Source organism: Acinetobacter sp. KS-LM10, assembly GCF_036896575.1.
Taxonomy (GTDB): domain Bacteria; phylum Pseudomonadota; class Gammaproteobacteria; order Pseudomonadales; family Moraxellaceae; genus Acinetobacter; species Acinetobacter avistercoris.
The window spans coordinates 356014-379190 of the sequence record NZ_CP145906.1 but is presented as its reverse complement, the minus strand read 5'-3'; the positions used below and the strand labels follow the sequence as shown (position 1 = coordinate 379190).

General features: G+C 40.6%; 21 protein-coding genes and 6 tRNA genes. 7 read left to right on the top strand and 20 right to left on the bottom strand.

The features are described from left to right. Positions 1-75: 75 nt before the first annotated feature. From V5M36_RS01700 to tpiA, 15 genes are all read right to left on the bottom strand, one after another. Positions 76-636 carry a TPM domain-containing protein gene (locus V5M36_RS01700; RefSeq protein ID WP_338561357.1) on the bottom strand — a complete coding sequence of 187 codons (561 nt, stop codon included), beginning with the start codon at positions 634-636 and terminating at the stop codon, positions 76-78. Next, a complete protein-coding gene (locus tag V5M36_RS01695) occupies positions 630-1736 on the bottom strand; it encodes a TPM domain-containing protein (protein ID WP_338561355.1) in 1107 nt (368 codons plus the stop codon). Before V5M36_RS01695 ends, V5M36_RS01700 begins: the two co-directional genes overlap by 7 nt. A gap of 73 nt (positions 1737-1809) precedes the next feature. Next, positions 1810-2400 carry a LemA family protein gene (locus V5M36_RS01690; RefSeq protein WP_338561353.1) on the bottom strand — a complete coding sequence of 197 codons (591 nt, stop codon included), beginning with the start codon at positions 2398-2400 and terminating at the stop codon, positions 1810-1812. 553 nt (positions 2401-2953) lie between these two features. Then, positions 2954-3358: a ribosome-binding factor A gene (locus V5M36_RS01685; RefSeq protein WP_338561351.1), complete on the bottom strand. Its 405-nt coding sequence runs from the start codon at positions 3356-3358 to the stop codon at positions 2954-2956. Continuing rightward, positions 3358-6057 (bottom strand): translation initiation factor IF-2, encoded by a 2700-nt coding sequence (gene infB, locus V5M36_RS01680; protein WP_338561348.1) that lies wholly within the window; start codon positions 6055-6057, stop codon positions 3358-3360. The genes V5M36_RS01685 and infB overlap by 1 nt, the downstream gene beginning before the upstream one ends. Positions 6058-6071: 14 nt before the next feature. Then, a complete protein-coding gene (gene nusA, locus V5M36_RS01675; RefSeq protein WP_338561345.1) occupies positions 6072-7556 on the bottom strand; it encodes a transcription termination factor NusA in 1485 nt (494 codons plus the stop codon). A gap of 40 nt (positions 7557-7596) precedes the next feature. Continuing rightward, positions 7597-8121, bottom strand: a complete 525-nt coding sequence (rimP, locus tag V5M36_RS01670) for a ribosome maturation factor RimP (RefSeq protein WP_338561343.1) — start codon at positions 8119-8121, stop codon at positions 7597-7599. Between the two features lie 203 nt (positions 8122-8324). Beyond that, positions 8325-8401 (bottom strand) — tRNA-Met (locus V5M36_RS01665). A gap of 194 nt (positions 8402-8595) precedes the next feature. Next, positions 8596-8672 (bottom strand) — tRNA-Met (locus tag V5M36_RS01660). Between the two features lie 65 nt (positions 8673-8737). Then, positions 8738-8814, bottom strand: a tRNA-Met gene (locus V5M36_RS01655). 165 nt (positions 8815-8979) lie between these two features. Further along, positions 8980-9056 (bottom strand) — tRNA-Met (locus V5M36_RS01650). 65 nt (positions 9057-9121) lie between these two features. Further along, positions 9122-9198 (bottom strand) — tRNA-Met (locus V5M36_RS01645). Between the two features lie 47 nt (positions 9199-9245). After that, positions 9246-9330, bottom strand: a tRNA-Leu gene (locus V5M36_RS01640). A gap of 53 nt (positions 9331-9383) precedes the next feature. Further along, complete coding sequence (gene secG, locus V5M36_RS01635) at positions 9384-9713, bottom strand: preprotein translocase subunit SecG (RefSeq protein ID WP_338561341.1); 330 nt, start codon at positions 9711-9713, stop codon at positions 9384-9386. Between the two features lie 13 nt (positions 9714-9726). After that, a complete protein-coding gene (gene tpiA, locus V5M36_RS01630) occupies positions 9727-10518 on the bottom strand; it encodes a triose-phosphate isomerase (RefSeq protein WP_338561339.1) in 792 nt (263 codons plus the stop codon). A 263-nt stretch (positions 10519-10781) separates the two neighbouring features. Here tpiA and pilB point away from each other — a divergent pair, with 263 nt between their 5' ends. The 4 genes from pilB to coaE all read left to right on the top strand — a co-directional run bounded on the left by pilB (position 10782) and on the right by coaE (position 15357). Next, positions 10782-12494 carry a type IV-A pilus assembly ATPase PilB gene (pilB, locus tag V5M36_RS01625; RefSeq protein WP_338561337.1) on the top strand — a complete coding sequence of 571 codons (1713 nt, stop codon included), beginning with the start codon at positions 10782-10784 and terminating at the stop codon, positions 12492-12494. 25 nt (positions 12495-12519) lie between these two features. Then, positions 12520-13746 carry a type II secretion system F family protein gene (locus V5M36_RS01620; protein WP_338561335.1) on the top strand — a complete coding sequence of 409 codons (1227 nt, stop codon included), beginning with the start codon at positions 12520-12522 and terminating at the stop codon, positions 13744-13746. Then, positions 13746-14606 (top strand): prepilin peptidase, encoded by an 861-nt coding sequence (locus V5M36_RS01615; protein WP_338561334.1) that lies wholly within the window; start codon positions 13746-13748, stop codon positions 14604-14606. The genes V5M36_RS01620 and V5M36_RS01615 overlap by 1 nt, the downstream gene beginning before the upstream one ends. Positions 14607-14736: 130 nt before the next feature. Then, positions 14737-15357 carry a dephospho-CoA kinase gene (coaE, locus tag V5M36_RS01610; protein ID WP_338561331.1) on the top strand — a complete coding sequence of 207 codons (621 nt, stop codon included), beginning with the start codon at positions 14737-14739 and terminating at the stop codon, positions 15355-15357. A 31-nt stretch (positions 15358-15388) separates the two neighbouring features. On the opposite strand, the gene V5M36_RS01605 is transcribed toward coaE, so the two are convergent. The 4 genes from V5M36_RS01605 to V5M36_RS01590 form a co-directional block, all read right to left on the bottom strand. Then, on the bottom strand, positions 15389-16312 hold the full coding sequence (locus tag V5M36_RS01605) for a DMT family transporter (RefSeq protein ID WP_338561329.1): 924 nt from the start codon (positions 16310-16312) through the stop codon (positions 15389-15391). A gap of 105 nt (positions 16313-16417) precedes the next feature. After that, complete coding sequence (gene rlmB, locus V5M36_RS01600) at positions 16418-17167, bottom strand: 23S rRNA (guanosine(2251)-2'-O)-methyltransferase RlmB (RefSeq protein ID WP_338561327.1); 750 nt, start codon at positions 17165-17167, stop codon at positions 16418-16420. Between the two features lie 133 nt (positions 17168-17300). Continuing rightward, positions 17301-17624, bottom strand: a complete 324-nt coding sequence (gene ppnP, locus V5M36_RS01595; protein WP_338561323.1) for a pyrimidine/purine nucleoside phosphorylase — start codon at positions 17622-17624, stop codon at positions 17301-17303. 355 nt (positions 17625-17979) lie between these two features. Further along, positions 17980-18731, bottom strand: a protein-coding gene (locus V5M36_RS01590; RefSeq protein ID WP_445206301.1) for an IS5 family transposase whose coding sequence is annotated in 2 segments (ribosomal slippage) — positions 17980-18518 and positions 18518-18731 — 753 coding nt in all. Because the reading frame shifts where the segments join, the coding sequence is not laid out codon by codon here. Between the two features lie 530 nt (positions 18732-19261). Between V5M36_RS01590 and recN the strand changes: the two genes are divergently transcribed. The 3 genes from recN to ruvX all read left to right on the top strand — a co-directional run bounded on the left by recN (position 19262) and on the right by ruvX (position 22089). Then, positions 19262-20926: a DNA repair protein RecN gene (gene recN, locus V5M36_RS01585; RefSeq protein WP_338561320.1), complete on the top strand. Its 1665-nt coding sequence runs from the start codon at positions 19262-19264 to the stop codon at positions 20924-20926. 172 nt (positions 20927-21098) lie between these two features. Continuing rightward, positions 21099-21653, top strand: a complete 555-nt coding sequence (locus V5M36_RS01580; RefSeq protein WP_338561318.1) for a YqgE/AlgH family protein — start codon at positions 21099-21101, stop codon at positions 21651-21653. Next, a complete protein-coding gene (gene ruvX, locus V5M36_RS01575; RefSeq protein ID WP_338561316.1) occupies positions 21646-22089 on the top strand; it encodes a Holliday junction resolvase RuvX in 444 nt (147 codons plus the stop codon). Before V5M36_RS01580 ends, ruvX begins: the two co-directional genes overlap by 8 nt. Positions 22090-22197: 108 nt before the next feature. Here ruvX and V5M36_RS01570 read toward each other — a convergent pair whose 3' ends face one another. Further along, a complete protein-coding gene (locus V5M36_RS01570; RefSeq protein ID WP_445206320.1) occupies positions 22198-23154 on the bottom strand; it encodes an HlyD family secretion protein in 957 nt (318 codons plus the stop codon). Positions 23155-23177 lie beyond the last annotated feature (23 nt).

The following is a 23177-nucleotide window of genomic DNA, read 5'->3' as shown; positions in this document are numbered from 1 at the left end:
CAATCTTTTTTTAATTCTTTTGTTTTTATATGTAATTTTAGGTAAAAACTGACAATTTTTGTCAGTTTTCCGCAGTTAATTCAAAATTAAAGGAATATTTGGAAGTTCATTAGACTGATCTACGACTTGACCGTCATAGAATGTATTCAAAATTTCACCGATTTCTTGCACGCCCAGTATCACTCCCTGACGATAATTCTTATTTTTTAATTCTAAAACTATATGATCACAAATAGCTTGCCAAACCTTCTGTTCAGTCGCGCGTTGAATACCTCGATCAATGACAATTTCGACTTTTTGTTCGCATAAATTCAAATAGAGCAACACTCCGCTGTTTTGCTCTGTATCCCATACACCCAGTTCTGCAAAAAGCTGTTGTGCACGCAGTCGAGTATCTTGATAATACGCTAAAGAACAAGGAATATAGCCTTCAATCACGACCTGAATTTCCCCAATATGCCCTTGTTCTGCTTGATTGACTGCTTCTGCAATCACCTGTTGATCTTGCTTAGAGAAATAGCGCTTTGAAGCGGGCATATAGAAAAAATGCTTAAACCATCGTTTTAAGCTGGGCTCAGTACTTTGCTGAACTTTAGGTTCTGTAATAATTTCTGTTGTTTCTGTTTTTACTACCATGAGCCTGATGCCCCTCCACCGCCAAATCCACCGCCACCGCCACTAAAACCGCCCCCGCCACCAAAACCACCACCACGACCTCCGCTTCCGCCGCCTCGACCTGCGCCGGAGAGAAAAGCTTGGAAAATAAGCTGCGCAATTGATGTAAAGAGCAGAAAGAAGATACCAATTCCGACAATCAGGCTCATCAAAATGCCTGTTCCATAGATTAATGCCGCAGCAAAAGCGGTTACTCCTGCAACAGATGCACTTAAACGATTTCCAATCATAAATGAGGCAACAACGCCTGCAATCAGAATAAATAAACTGGTACTCAAGGTTTTTTCTTTGGCTTGTTGCTCTCGTAAAGCCTGAGCTTGTCGCTCTTTCAATTCTTCAGCAGCTTTTTGTGCAATTTCTGGATCTAGATTTAAAATACGCTCTATTTCAGAAATACCCGCTATCAGACCTTGTCCATACTGATTGGCTTTAAAATAAGGCGTAATTTGATCTCGAATAATACGACTGGCAATAATATCGGGTATCACCCCTTCAAGCCCATAACCTGTCGCAATATTTATTCTACGATCATTCACAGCAACAGTGATCAGCAACCCATTGTCTTGTTCCGCTGAGCCTAATTTCCATTGCTCAGCAGTACGCATTGCAAAATCAAAAATATCTTCCTGCCCAGTGGTTGGCACAATCACCAAACCAATTTGTGCTTTTCCTTGTTCATGTAAATTAAGAATTTGCGATTCAATTTTTGATTTTTCAGCAGCCGTTAAAATTTTAGCTAGATCAATCACAGGTGCATTCAATGTAGGCAGCTGACGAATGGACTCGCCATCTGCCAGATCATTCTCAACAGCTGTAGTTGCACCGCTCTGTGGTGCAGAGGCAACTGTAGAACCTTTTTCTAACGCTGGATTTGATCGATTTGAGTTTTGCTGTGTATCAGGTTGAATGATTTTTTTAAGTACAATCGCTTCTTCCATATCTACGGCAGTTGCTGTTTCCGCATATGCAGACGGCAGAACGATGCTCGTAAGCAAAATCAAACTGGCGATAAAGATTGCCTTCAAATTTTGCAGAAATTCAACATTTCTTAATCCCAGCATAGTTGCACCATATCTCCATTAACGATTCACTTAAATCTAAAACTCAAAAAAGAATACAATTCATTATTTTCGATTAATTAAATGAAACGGTTGGTGCTTTTTGCGAACCTGCTTCAGCACTAAAGTTTTCTTTGGTGTCCATTCCAATCACTTTCGCTGTCATCGCTTGCGGGAACTGACGAACATAGGTATTGTAATCTTGCACTGTAGAAATATAACGATTACGGGCTACAGCGATACGGTTTTCAGTACCTTCAAGTTGTACCTGTAAATCACGGAATTGCTCATTGGCTTTTAAATCAGGATAGTTTTCAGTTACAGCGAGTAGACGCGATAATGCCCCTGTCATCTGTGACTGTGCTTCCTGATATTGTTTAAATAATTCAGGGTTTTCTAGAACCTCTTTATCGACTTTTAAACCTGCGACATTGGCACGTGCTTGCGTCACTTCTGTTAACACTTGCTCTTCATGTTTCGCATAGCCTTTTACCACATTCACCAAATTAGGTACGAGATCTGCACGACGCTGATATTGGTTTTGAACCTCTGACCATGAAGCAACGACAGACTCATCTTTGGCTTGTAAGGTGTTATAACCACAACCTGATAATGTCAACGTACTGACCAATGCAATTGAAAGTAACGTTTTTTTCAACATTTTCATCTATTTACCCCTCATTATTTATTTGTATTTGTTCATATAAATTTATTTTACCCAGATTTAAAAATTGAATTGTATTTTTTCTTTACGGTTTCAATTTCAATCAAATGATTCAATCATCAAATAAAATTAATATCTAAACAAAAAGTACTTAACTACATCTCATTTATAAAGTGCTAAAACATCTTAGCCGATCATTAAGCCACTCTATTTAAATGGATTCTTATTTGAATGTCCAATCTATCTAAGATATGTTCTTTTATTATTACATCGCGTTCAAGTCTAAGCTGAATTGCCTAAACATTAATATTTTTTATAATTCAAAAAATCATTTAAGAACAATAAATCGATTTTTAGAATCCCCCCCTGAGCTAGAGAAAGAATGAGCAGATAATGATTGTAAAATTGTTGATTAGAAATACCTTTCAAAAGAAATCATTTGATAAATCCATCTAGAATTAAGGTCTTTATGCAAAAAAATGATCAAATAAATGGCTCGAAAAGACAAATACATAAATAAAAAAAGCCACCCTAAGGTGGCTTTTTAATAACGAAATTATTCGTCTTCTTTTTTAGCGTCTTCTGGAGGTAAGTCCTTCACTGCTTCAGCAATTAGACCGAACATATAGTTACCATATGCATTGGTCTTGTCATAATGGAAACGCAGACGCGGTGTAATACGTGTCTTGATTTGACGGCTCAATTCGTGACGCAAGAATCCAGAAGCTTTATTGAGTACATCTAGAGTTTCTTTGTTCGCAGCTTCACTTTGCTCATCACCAAGTTCACGACCCATTACAGTCACATAAACTTCTGCATAGCCAAGATCAGGACTAACCTTCACCGCAGAGATGGTCACTAGACCACCTAAGCGAGGATCTTTTAGCTCTTGACGAATCAGTTCTGACAACTCGCGTTGAACAGTATCCGCCATGCGCTTTAGACGTTGACTACCCGCCATTAAAGACTCCGTTTAATCAATTGAACATCATACACTTCGATCTTATCGAGTGCTTTGATGTCTTTATAACCTTTAACCGCAAGACCACATTCCATACCTGCACGAACTTCTTCAACCACTTCTTTGTAGCGACGAAGAGACTCGAGCTCACCTTGGAACACAACCACGTCATCACGTAATACGCGAATCGGTTTGTTACGATGTAGCATACCTTCAAGTACCATACAGCCTGCAGCTGCACCAAATTTACTTGAGTGGAATACTTCACGTACTTGCGCAACACCCAGAATTGTTTCACGATGTTCAGGCGCAAGCTTACCGCTCATTGCTGCTTTAACATCATCAATCAATTCATAAATAATTGAGTAGTAACGAATATCGATGCCATCTGCATCAGATTTTTGACGTGCAGTTGTATCGGCACGTACGTTAAATCCAAGAAGAACAGCTTCAGAAGATTCAGCAAGTGTCACGTCAGACTCAGTGATTGCACCGACACCCGAACCAATTACACGCACGCCAACTTCGTCTGTAGACAAGCCATTCAATGCAACTGTAAGTGCTTCCAAAGTACCACGTACATCAGTTTTAAGAACCACATTGATTACAGGCACATCTTTCTTGCCCATAGATGCCATAAGGTTCTCAAGACGCATTGCGCTTTGACGCTCAAGACGTTGATGACGTTCACGATCCATACGTGCATCAGCAACTTCACGTGCTTTTTTCTCGTCAGTTACAACGAGAACTTCATCACCTGCCATCGGTGCTTCTGGAAGACCGAGGATTTCAACAGGAATTGAAGGACCAGCAGATTGAATACGCTTACCGTTTTCATCTGTCATGGCACGTACGCGACCATAAGATGCGCCAGCAAGAACCAAATCACCAACACTCAATGTACCGTTTTGAATCAGAATAGACGTTACAGCACCACGGCTGTTGTCTACACGAGCTTCAATAACAACACCTTGTGCAGCACCTTCTTCAGATGCTTTCAACTCAAGCAATTCAGCTTGGATTGAAATTAAGTCAAGAAGCTCATCAATCCCTTCACCGGTATGCGCAGAAACTTTTGCAACTGGAACATCACCACCCCATTGTTCAGGAACGATTTGTTTCGCAGTTAATTCATTCAATACGCGATCTGGATCTGCAGATTCTTTATCCATTTTGTTGATTGCAACAATGATTGGCGTACCCGCAGCACGCGCATGATCAATTGCTTCTGCAGTTTGTGGCATTACACCATCATCTGCTGCAACAACAAGTACTACGATATCTGTCGCTTTCGCTCCACGTGCACGCATAGACGTAAACGCAGCATGTCCAGGTGTATCTAGGAAAGTAATAATCCCTTTCTCAGTTTTCACATGGTAAGCACCAATATGCTGAGTAATACCACCAGCCTCGCCTGCTGCTACTTTAGCGCGACGAATATGGTCAAGAAGTGAAGTCTTACCATGGTCAACGTGACCCATGATTGTTACTACTGGCGCACGTGTCGTTTGAATACCACGCGCTTCTTCAGCAGCAACAAGTAAGTTGTCTTCAGCTTGCGTATCAGATACACGAACGGGGTTATGACCCATTTCTTCAACAACAAGTGCTGCAACGTCTTGCTCAATCGCTTGGTTTTGAGTCACTAACTCACCCATTTTCATGAGTGATTTAATAACTTCACGTACTTTGATTGCCATTTTTGCTGCAAGGTCTGCAACAACAATCGTTTCACCAATTTCAACATCATAAACTTGTTTTTTAACTGGTTTTTCAAAGCCATGCTTGTTACCTTGGCTTGTTTTTAAACCGCGTTTAGGCTGTTTATTGAAGCTTTGTTCTTCTTGACCACGACGTCCACCTTTTTTCGGTGCGCGAGCAGTCGGCGTATTCGTACCACGTTTGATTTCGCGGTCTTCTTTCGCAAATGAGTCTTCATAAGCTTGACCAACAAGACCAGCGGCCAATGGAGAATCATCAACAACGCGAATCGTTGGGGTCGTTTCGTCAGCAGAGTACTTAGATGCCATTTGACGCATCTGTTCAAGCGTACGCTGTTGCGCTTCTTCAGCAGATTTACGACGTGCTGCTTCTTCAGTTGCTTTCAATTGTGCAGCTTGCGCTTCACGAAGCTTTTTCTGTTCAGCAGTTTCAGAAACCTTAACAACCTGTTTTACAATAGGTTTGTTCGTAGATTTGCGCTTAACAACAACAGCAGCTTTAGAAACTTCTTGCTTTGCTGTTTCATTTTTAGCAGCAGCACGCATCGCATTTAAGTTTGCCGCTGCGTTGTTCACAAAAGTTGCTTGAGGCTTTTGCGCTGCACTTGGTTCTGCTTGTTCAACTTGAGCTTTAGACTCAGCTGCTTTAGCCAATGCTTCTGCTTTAATTTGTTCATGATCAGGCTTAACAAATGTATGCTTCTTACGAACTTCCACATTAATCGTTTTTGCTTTGCCTGATGTACTCGCTACTTTAGCAGTAGTGGTGGTTTTACGTTTCAACGTGATTTTTCCTGCGCTGCCGTCACTTTGTCCATGCACTTTTTTCAAGTGAGAAACGAGACGGTCTTGCTGTTCAACCGAAATTTTGTCTTCTGGTTTTGCTTGTGGCAATCCAGCATCTCGAACTTGATCTAATAGTTTTTCAACTGGAAGACCTACGCTGACTGCTAACTCTTGTATTGACTTATCCGTCATGTATGACCTCCAAATTAGTTAAACCATGATTCACGTGCTTTCATAATGAGTTGACCCGCTTTCTCAGCATCTAAACCTTCGATATCAGAAATATCGTCAGTTGCTTGATCAGCCAAATCATCTACAGTAATTACACCGCGAGCTGCTAGAGCCAAAGCAAATTCGTTTGTCATGCCTTCCATTGCTAGAAGTTCAGGACTTGGATCTTGAATGCTTTCTTGCTCTTTCAATGCATCAGCCAATGCAATTTCTTTCGCACGACTTTGCAATAACGTTACAGTTTCTGCATCTAATTCGATTTCATCGAATGTTTCTGCAGGAACATAGGCAATCTCTTCAAGTGAAGTAAAGCCCATTTCAACCAATGCCATCGCAAGATCTTCTTCAATATCTAGACGACCAATAAACATGTCTAAATATTGTTGTGCTTCGCTTTGCTGACGTGCACGGTATTCATCTTCCAACATCATATCGAGTTTATAACCCGTTAATTCTGAAGCAAGACGAACGTTTTGACCTTGAGAACCAATGGCGCGAGCCAATTGATCACTGGTTGCAAAAATGATATCTGCAGTGCGTTCTTCTTCATCAATCACAATACCCGATACATCTGCAGGCTCTAAAGCACTTGCGATATATTGAGCTGGATCATCAGACCACACAACAACATCAATACGTTCACCGTTTAATTCTGATTGAACTGCTTGGATACGTGTACCACGCATACCAATACAAGCACCCACAGGATCAATACGATGATCATTTGTTTTCACTGCAATTTTAGCACGGACACCAGCCTGACGAGCCGCTGCCTTAATTTCAATAATCTCTTCCGCTATTTCAGGAATTTCTTTCTTCATCAACGCCATCAGCATTTCTGGTCGAGAACGTGTTAATTGTAGTTGTGCACCACGACCTTCACGATTGACATTAAACAGAATTGCATTGACACGTTGCTTCGGACGAAGAATTTCTTTTGCGATCATTTCTTCACGCGCAAGATAGCCCTCTGCATTTTCGCCAAGATCAATAATAAAACCATCTTTGGTTTGTTTTTTCACTTCGCCATAAACAAGTTGACCGACTTTAGATTCGTAAGCATCGGCAATCAATGCACGTTCAGCTTCACGAATTTTTTGTACAATCACTTGTTTTGCAATTTGAGCTGCAATACGACCAAACTCAATTGATGGTACTTCAAGCTCACGAACATCACCGATAGACCATTGTTCAGGATCTACATCCGAAATTGCATCTTGGCAAGCCGGCATTTCATGATCTTCATCAGCAACGACTGTCCATTGACGAAAGGTGCTGTATTCACCAGTCTTACGATCAATTTCAATACGTAGCTCAGCTTCTTCAGAATTTGTGCCTTCGTAGAATTTTTTCTTCGTTGCAGCTACTAAAGCTTGCTCTAGTGCTTCGAAGATCGCTTCACGACTAACACCTTTCTCATTACTGACCGTCTCTGCAACGGTAAGAATTTCACGGCCCATAAGTCACCTACTATTCAAATTCTTTTTAGTTAAAATTAATTTAGTCCTGATAGATCAAATTGGCTTTATCGATATTATGCGTATCGATTTCAAGCACATGTTGATTCTCAACTTCGACCTGAATGACTTCGTTTTCAATATCAACAGAAACCAGCTTCGCTTGAAATTTACGACGATTTTCAACCGCTGAAATCAAACGTAGTGCAACTTGCTGTCCTACATAAGCAGGCATTTGTTCAAGTTTGAAAAATGGACGATCCCAACCTGGAGAAGACACTTCTAATGCATACTCACCTGAAATAGGATCATGAACATCAAGAATTGCACCCACTTGTTGTGTTACACGAACACAATCCTGTACACCAATACCACGGCCCTGACTTTCTTCACCATCAGCAGAAACAATAGATTCTGCAGTTTCAGTATCTGGCTTATCAATAAATATGCGCACAAGTGAACGTTTGCCTTGCGGTGTAAATTCCACACCCCAAAGTTCAACATCGCATGCTTCTACTGCAGGCGCGATCAGTTCAAATAATGCTTGGGTTTTGTTAGATAACTTCATTTACTCTCGTCATTTATGTGCGATTCAATCGGCCTTTTGACCGATACAAACTTACTATAGTGATAGCATGATATTTTGACCAATTGATGTCCACACTACACGATAGATAACAAAAAAGGGCGCAATCGCCCCCATTATTACACAGAAAACCAAAGTCCACTGTGCAAAAAGGCCCACCTAGTTGTGAGCCTCCTTAAGAAACTTGGTAGCGGGAGCTGGATTTGAACCAACGACCTTCGGGTTATGAGCCCGACGAGCTACCAGACTGCTCCATCCCGCATCAACGTGCAAAAATTATATACAAACATGAACTATTTTTCAATCAAAATACTTCATACTTGCTCTGATTTAGTTGCACCCAAATCAGTTTTGGTCGTGGAAATTGAATTAATCCAATAACCTTCGCTATTTATAAAGCGTTGAACCCGATGAGCCAACATACTTTTTAAATAAACAATTCATCATCTTAAAACTTGGTAGCGGGAGCTGGATTTGAACCAACGACCTTCGGGTTATGAGCCCGACGAGCTACCAGACTGCTCCATCCCGCAACAAATACAAAAAAACGTTCAACTTAAAACACTAAGTTGCTTACCTTGTTTTGCTCAAAGTAAGTTGGTAGCGGGAGCTGGATTTGAACCAACGACCTTCGGGTTATGAGCCCGACGAGCTACCAGACTGCTCCATCCCGCAACAAATGCAAAAACTTTCAACTTAAAAAATTAAGCTGCTTATTTTCTTCGCTTAAAAATAAGGAGGTAACGAATGCTAGTGTTAACCAACAAATTTTGCCGTTAAAAAAGACTTGAACCCAAAGAGCCAAGAACATTTAAAATAGAAAATTGATTACCTTAAAATTGGTAGCGGGAGCTGGATTTGAACCAACGACCTTCGGGTTATGAGCCCGACGAGCTACCAGACTGCTCCATCCCGCAACAAAGCGCATTTACATTTACAAAAATTTCTTTTTGCTTTAATTAAGTTGCTTCTTAATTAAAATTGGTAGCGGGAGCTGGATTTGAACCAACGACCTTCGGGTTATGAGCCCGACGAGCTACCAGACTGCTCCATCCCGCAACAATAAATACACTGCATACACCAACTTATATTCTGGATTCATAAGTTGGTGCGGAAGGGGGGACTTGAACCCCCACGCCCGAAAGCACTACCACCTCAAGGTAGCGTGTCTACCAATTCCACCACCACCGCAGCTGACAGGCATTCTAGTGGCTTGATCAAAAAATTGAAAGTAAAATATTCAATTACGGGGTAGGTTTTGGTGCAGTTGTTGAAGTTTCAGGCGTTTTTTGTTCAACTTGCTCAGTTACAGGCAAAGTTTTAAGCCCATAAGCATCTGTAGTTTGCTGTTTTGCTAAATATGCCAGAGTAATACTGGTAATAAAGAAAATCGCCGTTAACACACCTGTTAAGCGTGTTAAAAAGTTAGCCGAACCTGAAGCGCCAAATACTGTTGCTGCGCCACCACCACCGAACGAAGCACCTGCATCTGCACCTTTACCGTGCTGCACTAAAATTAAAACGATCATTAATACTGCTAAAATGATGTGCACCACCAGTACAAAATTTTGCATGATGAACTCCTAATTATTTTGATTGAGCAAATGCGTGAGCAATTTGATAGAACGACTCAGCATTTAACGATGCACCACCAACCAGCGCACCATTGATATCTGGACAAGCAGCCAACTCTACGGCATTTTCTGCTTTAACACTACCGCCATACAAAATAGCTGTGTTTGCACCGAATGGCGTAATTTGAGTTAAGCCTTGACGAATTTTTGCATGCATTGACTGAGCATCTTCAGGAGAAGCTGTTTTCCCCGTTCCGATAGCCCAAATTGGTTCATATGCGACGGTAATATTAGACCATTGCTCTGCATTTACCACGACACTAATGTCACAAATTTGTTGTAATACAACTTGTTCCGCCTGACCAGCTTCACGCTGTTCAAGACTTTCACCTACACAATAAATAATGTGTAAACCTGCTGACAAAGCATTTTTTACTTTTTCAGCAACAACAGATGCTGTATCTGCAAATATTTCACGGCGTTCAGAATGACCAATCAACACATAATCAATTTGACTATCTTTGAGTAATTCCGCACTCACCTCACCTGTATATGCACCTGTCCCTGCGACACGAGAAACGTCTTGTGCAACAGTCATGACCTCGACAGTAGCGTCTTCCAACTGAGCTTTAGTTGTTAAAAGCGCAATTGAAACAGGTGCTACACCTATACGGCATGTCCCAGCGAGGATATCACCAGCTTTAAGTTGTTGCTTTAAATCTATAATTAATTGTTGAGCGTTAGCCTGCATTGGGTTCATTTTCCAATTGCCTACAACCCACGGAGTAATAGTCGAACCCGACATAGATCTAACCTTCTCTCTAAAATGCGCATATTCTACACGTAATTTTGAATTTTAAAGTATATTTTCAATTCTGAAGAGATGACTTGAAAAGCATGTGTTAAAAAATAAACAATAAACACATCATGATTAATGAAAAAAACCTTAGTTAGTTCATTCTTTTTTAATCAATTCAGCCTATATTAGTGGTTTTAAGTATAGAATTTTTTACTCAGAACCGTATAATTTTCATATTGAAAATTATAAAATAATTTAAGGCGTTGGGGATGAGTTTAGAGCAAACTGCACCAAAATTTTCAGGGATCAGTCGTCGCTTAGTGAGTGAAGGGATTCTCAGTGCTCAACAAATGCAGTCTGCAGTTCTAAATGCAAAAAAAAACCATCAACAACTTATCCCGTTTTTAGTCGAACATTTGCATATTAAATCGAGCATCATTGCAGAACTGGTGGCTCAAGAGTTTGGCGAACCTTTTTTTGATCTAGATGCCTATGATACGAACTTATTACCTAAAGATATCGTCGCTACAAACCTGATCACTAAGCATCAAATTCTCCCGCTGTTTCAACGTGGTATTACACTTTTTGTTGCCACCAGCGATCCAACAAATATCGAAGCCCTCGAAGCGATACGCTTTAACAGTAAGCTTACAGTTGTTCCCATCACGGTCGAATTGGACAAACTCGAACGTCTTATTGATAGAACCTTTGCGAATAGCGACGATTTTAATTTTGACAGCGAAGACTTAGATGTCGATATCATCGCTACAGACCCCAATCAAACTAACGATGATGACAATAACGCGCCAGGTGATGACTCCCCTATCGTTAAATATATTAATAAGTTATTGGTCGATGCAATTCGCATGGGCGCATCAGATTTGCATTTTGAGCCTTATGAAAAAAGCTACCGTGTACGCTACCGTATCGATGGCGTTTTAAGACTGATCGCAAACCCACCTTTAAAACTTGCCAATCGTTTGGCATCACGTCTTAAAGTCATGTCACAAATGGATATTTCTGAAAAACGTGTCCCGCAAGATGGGCGAATTAAATTAAAACTTTCAAAATCCAAAGCCATTGATTTCCGTGTAAATGCTTTACCCACACTGTTTGGTGAAAAAATAGTCCTACGTATACTTGATCCCACCAGTGCCATGCTCGGTATTGATGCTTTGGGTTATGAAGAAGATCAAAAAGCATTGTTTATGGAAGCCCTTGAAAAGCCACAGGGCATGCTTTTAATCACAGGGCCAACAGGCTCTGGTAAAACTGTATCGCTCTATACTGGTTTAAATATTTTAAATACTGAAAACTCGAATATTTCTACTGCCGAAGATCCTGTCGAAATTAATTTAGATGGCATTAATCAAGTCAACGTCAACACCAAAGTCGGGCTTACTTTTTCGCTCGCGCTTAAATCATTCTTACGTCAAGATCCAGATATTATTATGGTCGGTGAGATTCGTGACTTAGAAACTGCTGAAATTGCCATCAAAGCAGCGCAAACAGGTCATATGGTGATGTCAACCTTGCATACTAACAGCGCGCCTGAAACACTGACAAGATTAAGAAATATGGGAGTACCTTCTTTCAATATTGCCACATCGATCAATCTCGTGATTGCTCAACGGTTGGCGCGCCGTTTATGTAATCATTGTAAAGCGCCGATTGATGTTCCTAAAAAAAGCTTACTTGAATTAGGTTTCACTGAAAATGATCTGGCTAATCCTGACCTAACTATTTTTCAACCTGTGGGCTGTTCTGAATGTAGAGAAGGATATAAAGGTCGTCTGGGAATTTATGAAGTGATGAAAGTCACACCAGAAATTTCAAAAATTATCATGGAAGATGGAAATGCACTTGATATTGCAGCTGCTTCTCAAAGGCAAGGAGTCAAAAATCTCCGTCGCTCTGGATTGATTAAAGTCATGAAAGGTTTAACTTCACTGCAAGAAGTTAATCGCGTAACCAGTGAATAATTATAAAATAATATAAGGAATCATTATGGCCGTTAATAAAGTGCAAATAATGCCAACCTACTCATACGAAGGCTTCGATCGTAAGGGAGTGAAGGTTAAAGGGGAAATCGTTGCTCGAAACCTGCAATTGGCAAAAGTCACGCTGCGCAAACAAGGCATCAGTGTCAGAGGTATTCGAGAAAAAAGGAAGAATATTCTCGAAGGCGTCATGAAGAAAAAAGTATCGACACTCGATATCACGATTTTCACTCGCCAACTTGCAACGATGATTAAAGCGGGTGTACCGCTGGTACAAAGCTTCGAAATCGTCGCAGAAGGTCTGGACAATCCTGCCATGCGTGAAGTCGTTTTGGGAATCAAAAGTGAAGTAGAAGGTGGTAATACTTTTGCGGGTGCACTCAGAAAATATCCTCAACACTTTGATAATTTATTTTGCTCATTGGTCGAATCAGGTGAACAATCGGGTGCGCTTGAAACCATGCTAGACCGTGTAGCGGTTTATAAAGAAAAAAGTGAGGTTCTGAAACAAAAAATTAAAAAAGCAATGAAGTATCCAATCGCTGTCATTATTGTAGCCCTCATTGTCACCGTTATTTTAATGGTCAAAGTCGTTCCTGTATTTTCTGAAATGTTTAGTTCATTTGGGGCTGATCTTCCAGCATTCACCCAAATGGTGGTTGGCATGTCGAACTGGACGCAAAAATACTGGTTTGTCTTATTGATTGGCATTATTGCTGTCATTATTGCTTTTATCCAAGCCAAAAAGCGCAGTAAAAAATTGCGCGATGGCTTAGACAAATTATCATTAAAAGTCCCTATTTTTGGTGACTTGGTTTATAAGGCCATCATTGCTCGTTACAGCCGCACGCTTTCAACTACGTTTGCAGCAGGTGTTCCATTGATCGACGCATTACAGTCGACTGCAGGTGCTACCAACAATGTAGTTTATGAAGAAGCCGTGATGCGTATTCGTGATGATGTTGCAACAGGTCAACAACTTCAATTTGCCATGCGTGCTACCAATTTATTTCCCTCAATGGCGATTCAGATGGTAGCGATTGGTGAAGAATCTGGGTCTTTAGATACGATGCTCGACAAAGTCGCAACGCATTATGAAAGTGAAGTTGACAATGCCGTTGATGGCTTAACCTCGATGATGGAGCCCTTTATCATGGCGATACTCGGCGTTCTGGTTGGCGGTCTTGTTATTGCGATGTACCTTCCAATTTTCCAAATGGGTTCCGTGGTTTAATGAACGAGCTTATTCACTATTTAATTCAAACACCTATCGCACTCTACCTTGTGGTGGGCGTGGTGTCGCTCTGTATCGGTAGTTTTTTAAATGTCGTGATTTACCGAACGCCAAAGATGATGGAACAGGAATGGCAGCAAGAATGCACCATGCTGTTACACCCTGAACAAGCCATTATTGATGAATCCAAACTAACATTAAGTCAACCCGCTTCTACATGCCCACAATGTAAAACCAAAATTGGTTGGTTCCAGAATATTCCGGTCATCAGTTGGCTTTTTCTCAAAGGCAAATGTGGATCTTGTGAAAACCCAATTGGCATTCGCTATCCTTTGATCGAACTTCTTACAGCAGTGAGCTCATTGATGGTCGTTGCGGTTTATGGCCCAAGCATTCAAATGCTGTTCGGTCTCATTTTAACGTGGATGTTAATTGCACTCACGTTTATCGATTTTGATACGCAACTTCTCCCCGATCGATATACACTAACCTTAGCCGGATTAGGTTTAGCGCTCAATAGTTATTCTATTTATGTCTCACCAAGTTCCGCTATCTGGGGTTATATCATTGGTTTTCTCTGTCTTTGGACAGTGTATTACTTGTTTAAAGTGATTACTGGTAAAGAAGGTATGGGTTATGGCGACTTTAAACTCCTAGCTGCATTAGGAGCATGGATGGGCCCCCTACTATTGCCTTTGATTGTATTGCTCTCTTCCTTGGTCGGTGCCATTATTGGTATCATTTTGCTCAAAATCAGAAAAGAGAATCAGCCTTTTGCATTTGGACCCTATATCGCCATTGCTGGTTGGATTGCTTTTTTATGGGGTGGAAAGATCATGACGGCTTATCTCGGTGGATAAGGTTTGATCAGTGTTTGAATAAGACTCTGAATAAAACCCTGAATTAGAATCCGTATAAAATATTGAATAAGATCCAGCATAGATCATCTAAGCATACAAGCCAGACAAATCATCTCGAATAGGAATCACGATGTCTTTCATTTTGGGTTTAACAGGTGGTATCGGTAGCGGAAAATCCGCTGCAAGTCAGTGGTTCGAAACCCAAGGTATTACGGTGGTTGATGCGGATATTGTGGCCCGCGAAGTCGTTGCGAAGGGTCAACCTGCTTTAGAACAGATTCATACCGCCTTTGGCGACTGGGTCATACTCGACAATGGTGAGTTAGATCGCACAGCTTTACGTGACTATATTTTTAAAGATGCCTCAGCTCGTCAGCAACTTGAAGCGATTACCCACCCTGCAATTCGACAATCATTGATTCAACAATTGGCTGCTGCCAGCAGTCCTTATGTCATTTTGGTGTCGCCACTCTTATTCGAGACCAATCAACACGAATTGACTGAGCGCACTCTTTTAATTGATTGCACCGTAGAATTACAAATTCAACGTGCAGGTCAGCGTGATGGGCAAACCATTGAACAGATTAAAAAAATCATCAGTGTGCAAATGTCACGCGAAAATAAATTAGAACTTGCAGATGATGTTGTTTTAAATGATGGAAAATTAGAGCATTTATATCAACAATTAGCGCGCATGCATCAATTTTATTTAAAGCACAGCGCTACAAAGAACAGTGCTGATAATCACTAGCGCCCTAAAAATAGTACTGAAAAAAACAGTCTTAATTAGACTGTTTTTTTTGCTGATCTAATTGCTGCTGTAAGGAATCTTTTCTGAACCAACGCCAAGGTTGTAATGCCCCAACGCCCATCCCTACTAACCCGCAAATCATCGCAAAACTCAGTGGTTCTCCCAAAAGTGGAACCGCGATGATGGCAGCAATAAAAGGTGCCAAAGTTACAATACTCCCTGTTTTAAATGCACCCAAACGTTTGATCGCTTCAATATAAGTCAAGGTTGCAATGATCACCACGAAAACTCCATGGAAAATCGTCTGCATTACCAAATGCTCAACTTGAGCATCTGCTAAATGCTTAGGTATAAACAATAGATAAATCGGCACATAGACCAATGCTGACCAAATCGCGACGCCTGTCATCGCATGCCAAGCGGAGAGTTTCCATTGCCTTAATAAAACAGTGAAAATTCCCCACCAGATCGCACTCATAAAAAACAAGATGTCACCCATGCTAAAAGCAACTCCCGTTGCTTGATACATCAGATAACTCATTGCAATAATCGAACACAGCATGATGCTCAAACTCAGCCAAGTGTGACGATCAAAAGGTTGTTTAAACAATATATAGGCCGCTAAAGCGGTGCAAATCGGGATACTGCCATTTAAGAAAATGGCCGCATGGGCTGCTGGAACAAAGTGAAAAGCGCTATAACACGTCAAGCAGTATGCAACACCACCCAACATTGCCAAGATAAAAGGTTCTTTTTTAAATAAAAAGCGTAAGTCTTTTTTATAAATGAGAATAGGCATTAAAATACAAAATGCCAAAATAAATCTTAAAGCGGTAATGTCCCAAGGACTGATATGCCAAATTGCATTTAAACGAGCGCTAATGGTGAAGCCACCCCAAATACACATTGTAATCACTACAAATGCATAACCTTGATAACGGGTGGACAACACCATTTCGATCTCTTTTATCACGTGATTTTAAAAGACTTAAAATCCTTTAAAACAAGACTTTAATAATCAACAATAACCTCAATAAACAATCTCAATAAGCAGTGTGGATTACTTGGATTGACGTTGACGACAAGCCTCATATAATGCCATTCCTGTCGCCACACTCACATTTAAGCTTTGTAAGTTGCCACCCATAGGAATAAATACTTTTTGATCACACTGAGACTGTGTAATTGGACGTAAACCTGTATCTTCAGCGCCCATCACCAACATAATTGGCCCAGTCAAATCACATTCATGAACCGGTAAAGCTTGCTCATCGAGCATTGTTCCAATCACGCGAACATTATATTTATCTTTGACCATTGCTAAGGTACGTGCCAAGTTGGTCACTTGAATAAACTTCACTTTTTCAGCACCACCAGCAGCCACTTTACGCGCTGTAGGTGTAAGTCCTACCGCACGGTCACGAGGCACAACAACTGCATGTACACCCATCGCCGCAGCCGTACGAATACACGCCCCAAGGTTATGTGGATCGGTTACTTGATCAAGTCCGAGTAGAAAAATATTTTGATTAGACTCAATCAATTTTTCCAAGTCATTTTCATTTAATGTTGGATGCGCACGAACAGCTGCTACAACACCTTGATGAAAAGGCTGACCCGCGAGCTTTTCTAAACTATCTCGACTGGCTTGTTGAATACTCACCCCAAAAGGATCTGCCAATTCAAAAATACGTTTCAAGCGCTGATCGTCACGACCTTTTAATGCAAATAAAGTCAAAACACGTTCTGGTTCTAACTCCAATAATGACTCAACTGAATGAATGCCATAATAATATTCGGGTTTAGCCATGAACGACCTCAACTCATTTAATAAAAAACAGAAAAAGAAAAATCCCGCAAAGCCAACTTTACAGGATTTCATTTGAACTTTAGTTTAACCGATTTTGCTTAAAATTTCTTTGTCAAATTCAGTTAGAAAAGGATTAACCCTCTAGATGGCACACATAATCCAAAACCTCATCTGTCTCGATTTTAAATTTGCTGTTCCCTGGTACGTAGAATGACTGGCCTGCTCGGAATAGCTCATGCTCTTCACTTTCACCAATTCGAACTCGACACTCCCCTGAAATAATTTCCATACGTTCAGGCACATGCGTTTCAAAAGTTAGGGCTTGTTCAGTGGGGAGAATAACACCCAATGTTTTCTTCGTTCCATCTTCAAACTGTACGGTATGGCTAATGCATGTTCCGCCAAAATATACATTTGATTTTTTTAATACCGTTACATGATCGAATTGTGAAGTCATGCGTATTCTCCAAATGATGCGCATATTATAGATTTTAGTTGACGTAGTTTAATAGCGCTCGCACAACTAATCAATTGGTGTTTTAAGTCTTATTCATGTTTAAATTATATCATTCAGACTTTAAATTTCAGTTCATCCTGCCTAAGCATTCGATATAAATTTTGTCACGATTTAAGACAGGAGCAGTATACCGAAAAAGCCTATTATTAAGTTCATCGACTAAGGTCGAATATACAGTTTTAAGTCTAATTTTTTCTATGCTAGCAGCTTAATTTGTTTTCACCCCAGTAAAAACCGATGAAAAAATTACTATTTTATTCACGTATCTTTATTTTTAGCCTATTAGGGTCTGTCCTCATTTGGCTTTGCACCAAATAAATGAGCAAGCTAAGAATAACATTGACTTGTAATTACGAGCTAACTTTTCAAAACGAGTAGCAATACCTCGGAAATGTTTTAAGCGAGCAAACGCATTTTCAACCAGATGCCTTAATCCATAAAGGTAATGATCAAACTCAATATTTAATTTTTTACTATTAGATTTTCTTGGAATGATCGGAATCATATGATGATTTCGAGCAATTTCACGGATATTCTCTGAATCATAACCTTTGTCTGCAATCAAATACTCTGCTTCACCGACCATTCCCATTAATTGGCTTGCAACTTGACTGTCGTGAACTTCACCGCCAGTGATTTCAAAATCAATCGGATATCCACTCGCATCGACGGCAAGATGAATTTTTGTAGTTGCTCCACCTCTTGATTTCCCAATTGCTCTATCTTCACCACGCCGAGCTCCACTTGCATGCTGATGCGCGCGGACATAGCTTCCGTCAATGAAGACCCATTCCTTATCCAATACGCCTCGTAGTTTAAAAAAAAATTCTCCCAAAGCCCTTTGCTGGCCCAAAGATTGAATCGGTTATAAGCAGTTTGCCATGGGCAAAGATCTTCAGGAATATCACGCCACGGAGCACCAGTACGAAGTTTCCATAGGATGGCTTCCATAATATTTTTGCTATTGCGTGAACGATAACAGCCATAGAATTGCATAGTTTGTTGGATTTGGGTCCAAATTTCGTCTGTAATGATTCTGCGTGACATGATCGGAAGCTTAATTCAAGACAACAAGTAAAGGTATTTTAATTGAATATAACTCACGAGCGAAATATATACTCCAAATGAGGACACGCCCTAGACTTATCTCATCAGTCATTTTTCACTCAACAAGTTCACAATCAGTCATCCCTTATCCTAAGCTCTCAGATGAAAAAGGTATATTTACGATAGATAAAGTCCTTAAGCATTCTGATCAAGATTACTATCACTTTATACTCATCCCAAACACGACACCCCCCCTGACTTTCCAAACAGTATATTCATCCTGAATTTAATTTTATGCACTTGAAATTTGTATGATTCATATGTCTAAGTTTCACTAAAGCGCAGAATTTATTTTAAATTTTCTTTAAAGCTTTCAGGGCATTGATTGTTTTATAGCAGAGAAATTTATGTTCAGGGTCTTTTTAAGTTAGAATTGTCATGAATCGTCTTATATTAAAATATCCAGTCACTTGTGACATAAACAAAAATTCACTATCTTAGAACCACAATTTCGCAGCTTGGATGCGTTTATGCTGACACACTTAAATCTGATCAATTTTGCCCTAGCCGATAATTTATCCATTGATATTGAAAAAGGTTTCAATGTTCTTACTGGTGAAACAGGTGCAGGTAAATCTTTATTACTGGATGCGTTATCTGCGTGTCTAGGCGAACGTACAGATACAAATTATGTTCGTTATGGATCAGAAAAAGCTGATGTCACTGCCGTTTTTAGCTATCACCTAAATAGCCCTGAAGCAGAGTGGTTGAACACGCATGAGTTGGCGGACGAGTCAGGTGAAATTCATTTACGTCGCGTAATTTTTGCCACTGGACGTAGCAAGGCTTGGATCAATGGTCGCCCGAGTAGTCTGTCTGAACTCAAAGAAATTGGTCGTTTATTGGTGCAGTTATATAGTCAGCACAGTCAGCAACAGCTTTTAGAGCCGCCTTATCCTAAACATTGGTTAGACCGCTATCATAATTTTCATCAAGATACGCTCGCTGTTAAAGACAGCTACAACGCTTGGCAAAAGAACATTCGACAACATCAGGCTGCTTTAGATGCTCAAAGTAATCGTCTACAGCGGATTGATAGCTTAAACCTACAGCTTGAAGAACTTGAAGAAACGATTCACACCGATTACACAGAAATTGAACAAGAATTTGATCGTTTAAGCCATCATGAACACATCATGCAAGACTGTAGTTATGCCGTAAATACTCTTGCTGAAGACGAACAAAATATTAGCCAAGAAATATCCACGATCATACGAAAATTAGAAACACATTCGGGACGTAGCGGACAGCTTTCTGAAATTTATAACTCATTGCTCAATGCACAAAGTGAATTGGAAGATGCCAGCGCAAACTTAAAACAATATATTGATCGTCAAAGTTTTGATCCAGAACGCATGGAAGAGCTAAATACTCAACTTGAAGTGTTTCATAGACTAGCACGTAAATACCGTATTCAACCTGAAGAGCTCAAACTCCAATACGAAACATGGCAAGACGAATTAACCCAGTTACATCAACTCGAAGACCCTGAGATCTTGGCTGAACAAGTTGAAGCTTCACATCAAATATTTTTAGAAAAAGCACAATACCTAGATGAAATTCGTCGCGCTGCAGCAGCGCCATTGGCAAAGCAACTCACTGAACAAGTAAAACAGTTGGCTTTACCTGAAGCATATTTTGAATTTAGATTCGATCCTTTGGAACAACCATCAGCAGAAGGTTTTAGCTTTATTCAACTGCTCTTTACTGCGAATAAAGGCATCCCCGCTCAACCGCTAGGCCGTGTGGCATCAGGTGGAGAATTGTCTCGTATTGCCCTCGTCATGCAAGTGATGAATGCTGAAAAAACAGAAGCTGAAGTTCTTGTCTTTGATGAAATCGATGTCGGTATTAGTGGTGGAACGGCTGAGATTGTCGGTCGTCTACTGGCGGGACTGGGACAGCACGTCCAAATTCTATGTATTACCCACCAAGCTCAAGTTGCAGCGCAATCCGATCAGCACTTACTGGTTAAAAAGTTGCAGACAGACCCTGCCAGTAGCACCATTATTTCTCTGGAAGAATCGGCACGTATAGATGAGTTGGCACGCATGACTGGAGGCGTTGAAATCAATGAAACGACGCTGCAACATGCAAAACAACTTCGTCAATTAAAATTCCAAGCACGCTCATAAGAATGAGCTTGAATCACTCATATAGATCTAAAGCTCGGTTATTGTTAATTTTTTCTAATCAGTTAGTCTGGTCATTCATGCATAAATTCATTGTTCATTCGTGCTGATTCAAGTATGTTGATGATTAAAGCTTTCAAATTTCAAAATATTTAAATGAAGGAGAAGCCTTTAGGTGACTAAACAATTTCTGACCCATCGTTGTCTTATCGCACCGCCTGATTTAGCGGATGATTTCTTCGCGCATACAGTGGTTTATATTGCACGCCATGACCAAGATGGAGCTCAAGGAATTATTATCAATCGGCCTACAGGTATTCAAGTCAAAGAATTGCTCAATGATTTAGATATCGAAGCAGATCATGTTCATCCACACGAAGTATTGCAAGGCGGCCCTTTACGTCCTGAAGCAGGTTTTGTGATACACACTGGTCAACCGACGTGGCATTCGTCCATAGCCATGGATGAAAACTTATGTATTACCACGTCAAAAGACATTTTAGATGCGATTGCACAAAATCAAGGCGTTGGACGTTATCAAATTGCTTTAGGCTATGCCAGTTGGGAGAAAAACCAACTCGAAGATGAGATGTCACGTGGCGATTGGCTCATTTGCGACTCAGATATGGACTTAATATTTAACTTACCTTATGACGATCGCTGGGACGCTGCCTATAAAAAAATGGGTATAGATCGGACTTGGTTATCTTCAGAGATTGGACATGCCTGATTTGACGCAACCACAATTAATCATGGCTTTTGACTTCGGCACACAAAAAACAGGAATGGCGGTGGGTTCTTCACTGATCGAAAGTGCAACCCCGCTAGCGCTATTTCCCATGAAAGATGGTATTCCCAATTGGGATGAGCTATTAAAAATCGTTAAACAACATCAGCCAAATTTATTTTTGGTCGGTTTGCCATTAAATATGGATGATTCAGAGTCTGATTTGTCTGCACGTGCGCGCAAATTTGCACGTCGATTACGTCATCAGACCAACATTGAAACACTGATGGTAGATGAACGTCTCACCACCCGTGAAGCACGTGATGAGTTAGATCAGTATCAAGCGCAAGGCCGTGCTAAAAAACTTTCAGCAGATAGTATTGCTGCTGCGCTGTTCATTGAAAGTTGGTATCGAAATCCTGAAGGTTTGACGCCATAACTACCAATCGAATCTTCAAAATGATTTAAAAGTGGAACATCAAAAAAATGTATCGAAAGATGCATTTTTTTAATTAACCTCAACAGCGCGCACCACTGTCTCTTAGTCTTACTGTTTTGCCTTTTCAATATGGATGGTCGCTGTCCGTCCTGCCACAAACGATAATTCATTTTTAGGCAATTCATCTAAGATAATTTTAACAGGTACACGCTGCGCTAAACGCACCCAACTAAATGTCGGGTTCACATTGGCAAGTAAACCTGAACTTGGACTGCGTTCACGGTCTTCGATCCCTGAAGCCATGCCTTGTACATGTCCTTTCAATTTTTGTGAGTCGCCCATTAACTCAACCGTAACGGGAGCACCAACATAAATTTGATCGAGCTTGGTTTCTTCAAAATATCCCACAACATATAATTTTTCACGATCAATCAAAGCTGCAACAGCTTGTCCAGTGGTAATATAACTGCCTTCTTGCAATTCAAAATTGGACAGTGTCCCATCTGATGGTGCAACCACTTCCGAACGCGTTAAGTTCAACTGCGCTAAATTGACCTGATTTTGGGCCACCTCAATCAACGCTTTTTGTTGCTTAATATTCGCGTGGGCTTGAGTGATCATCGCCTCTAATTGAATGTGTTCCGCTTGTGCTTGATCACGTGCCGCAAACATTTGATCTTGTTCTTGCTTCGAAATCGCACCATCCATGAGGCTGGCATAGCGCACTGCATTTTGTTCAGCAAGTTTCGTGCTGGCCTTAGACTTGATGAGATTGGCTTCGGCTTGCGCCAATTCAGCTTCAGCTGATGCCAATTCGGCATTGGTTTTAAGTAAGTCTGAACGCGCTTGTTCCACTTCCAAATGTTTACGGGCAACATCAATCTTAAAAAGCACCTGACCTTTTTTCACCGTTTGGTTATCTTGCACCAAAACTTCAGTCACAATGCCAGAAACATCGGATGAAACATGAATAATATCACCACGCACACGACCATCCCGAGTCCAGGGTTCTACGGTGTAATAATTCCAAATTTGTACCAGAGCAAAAATCGCTAATATCAACATAATGATACCAAGCAGCGGGCGAC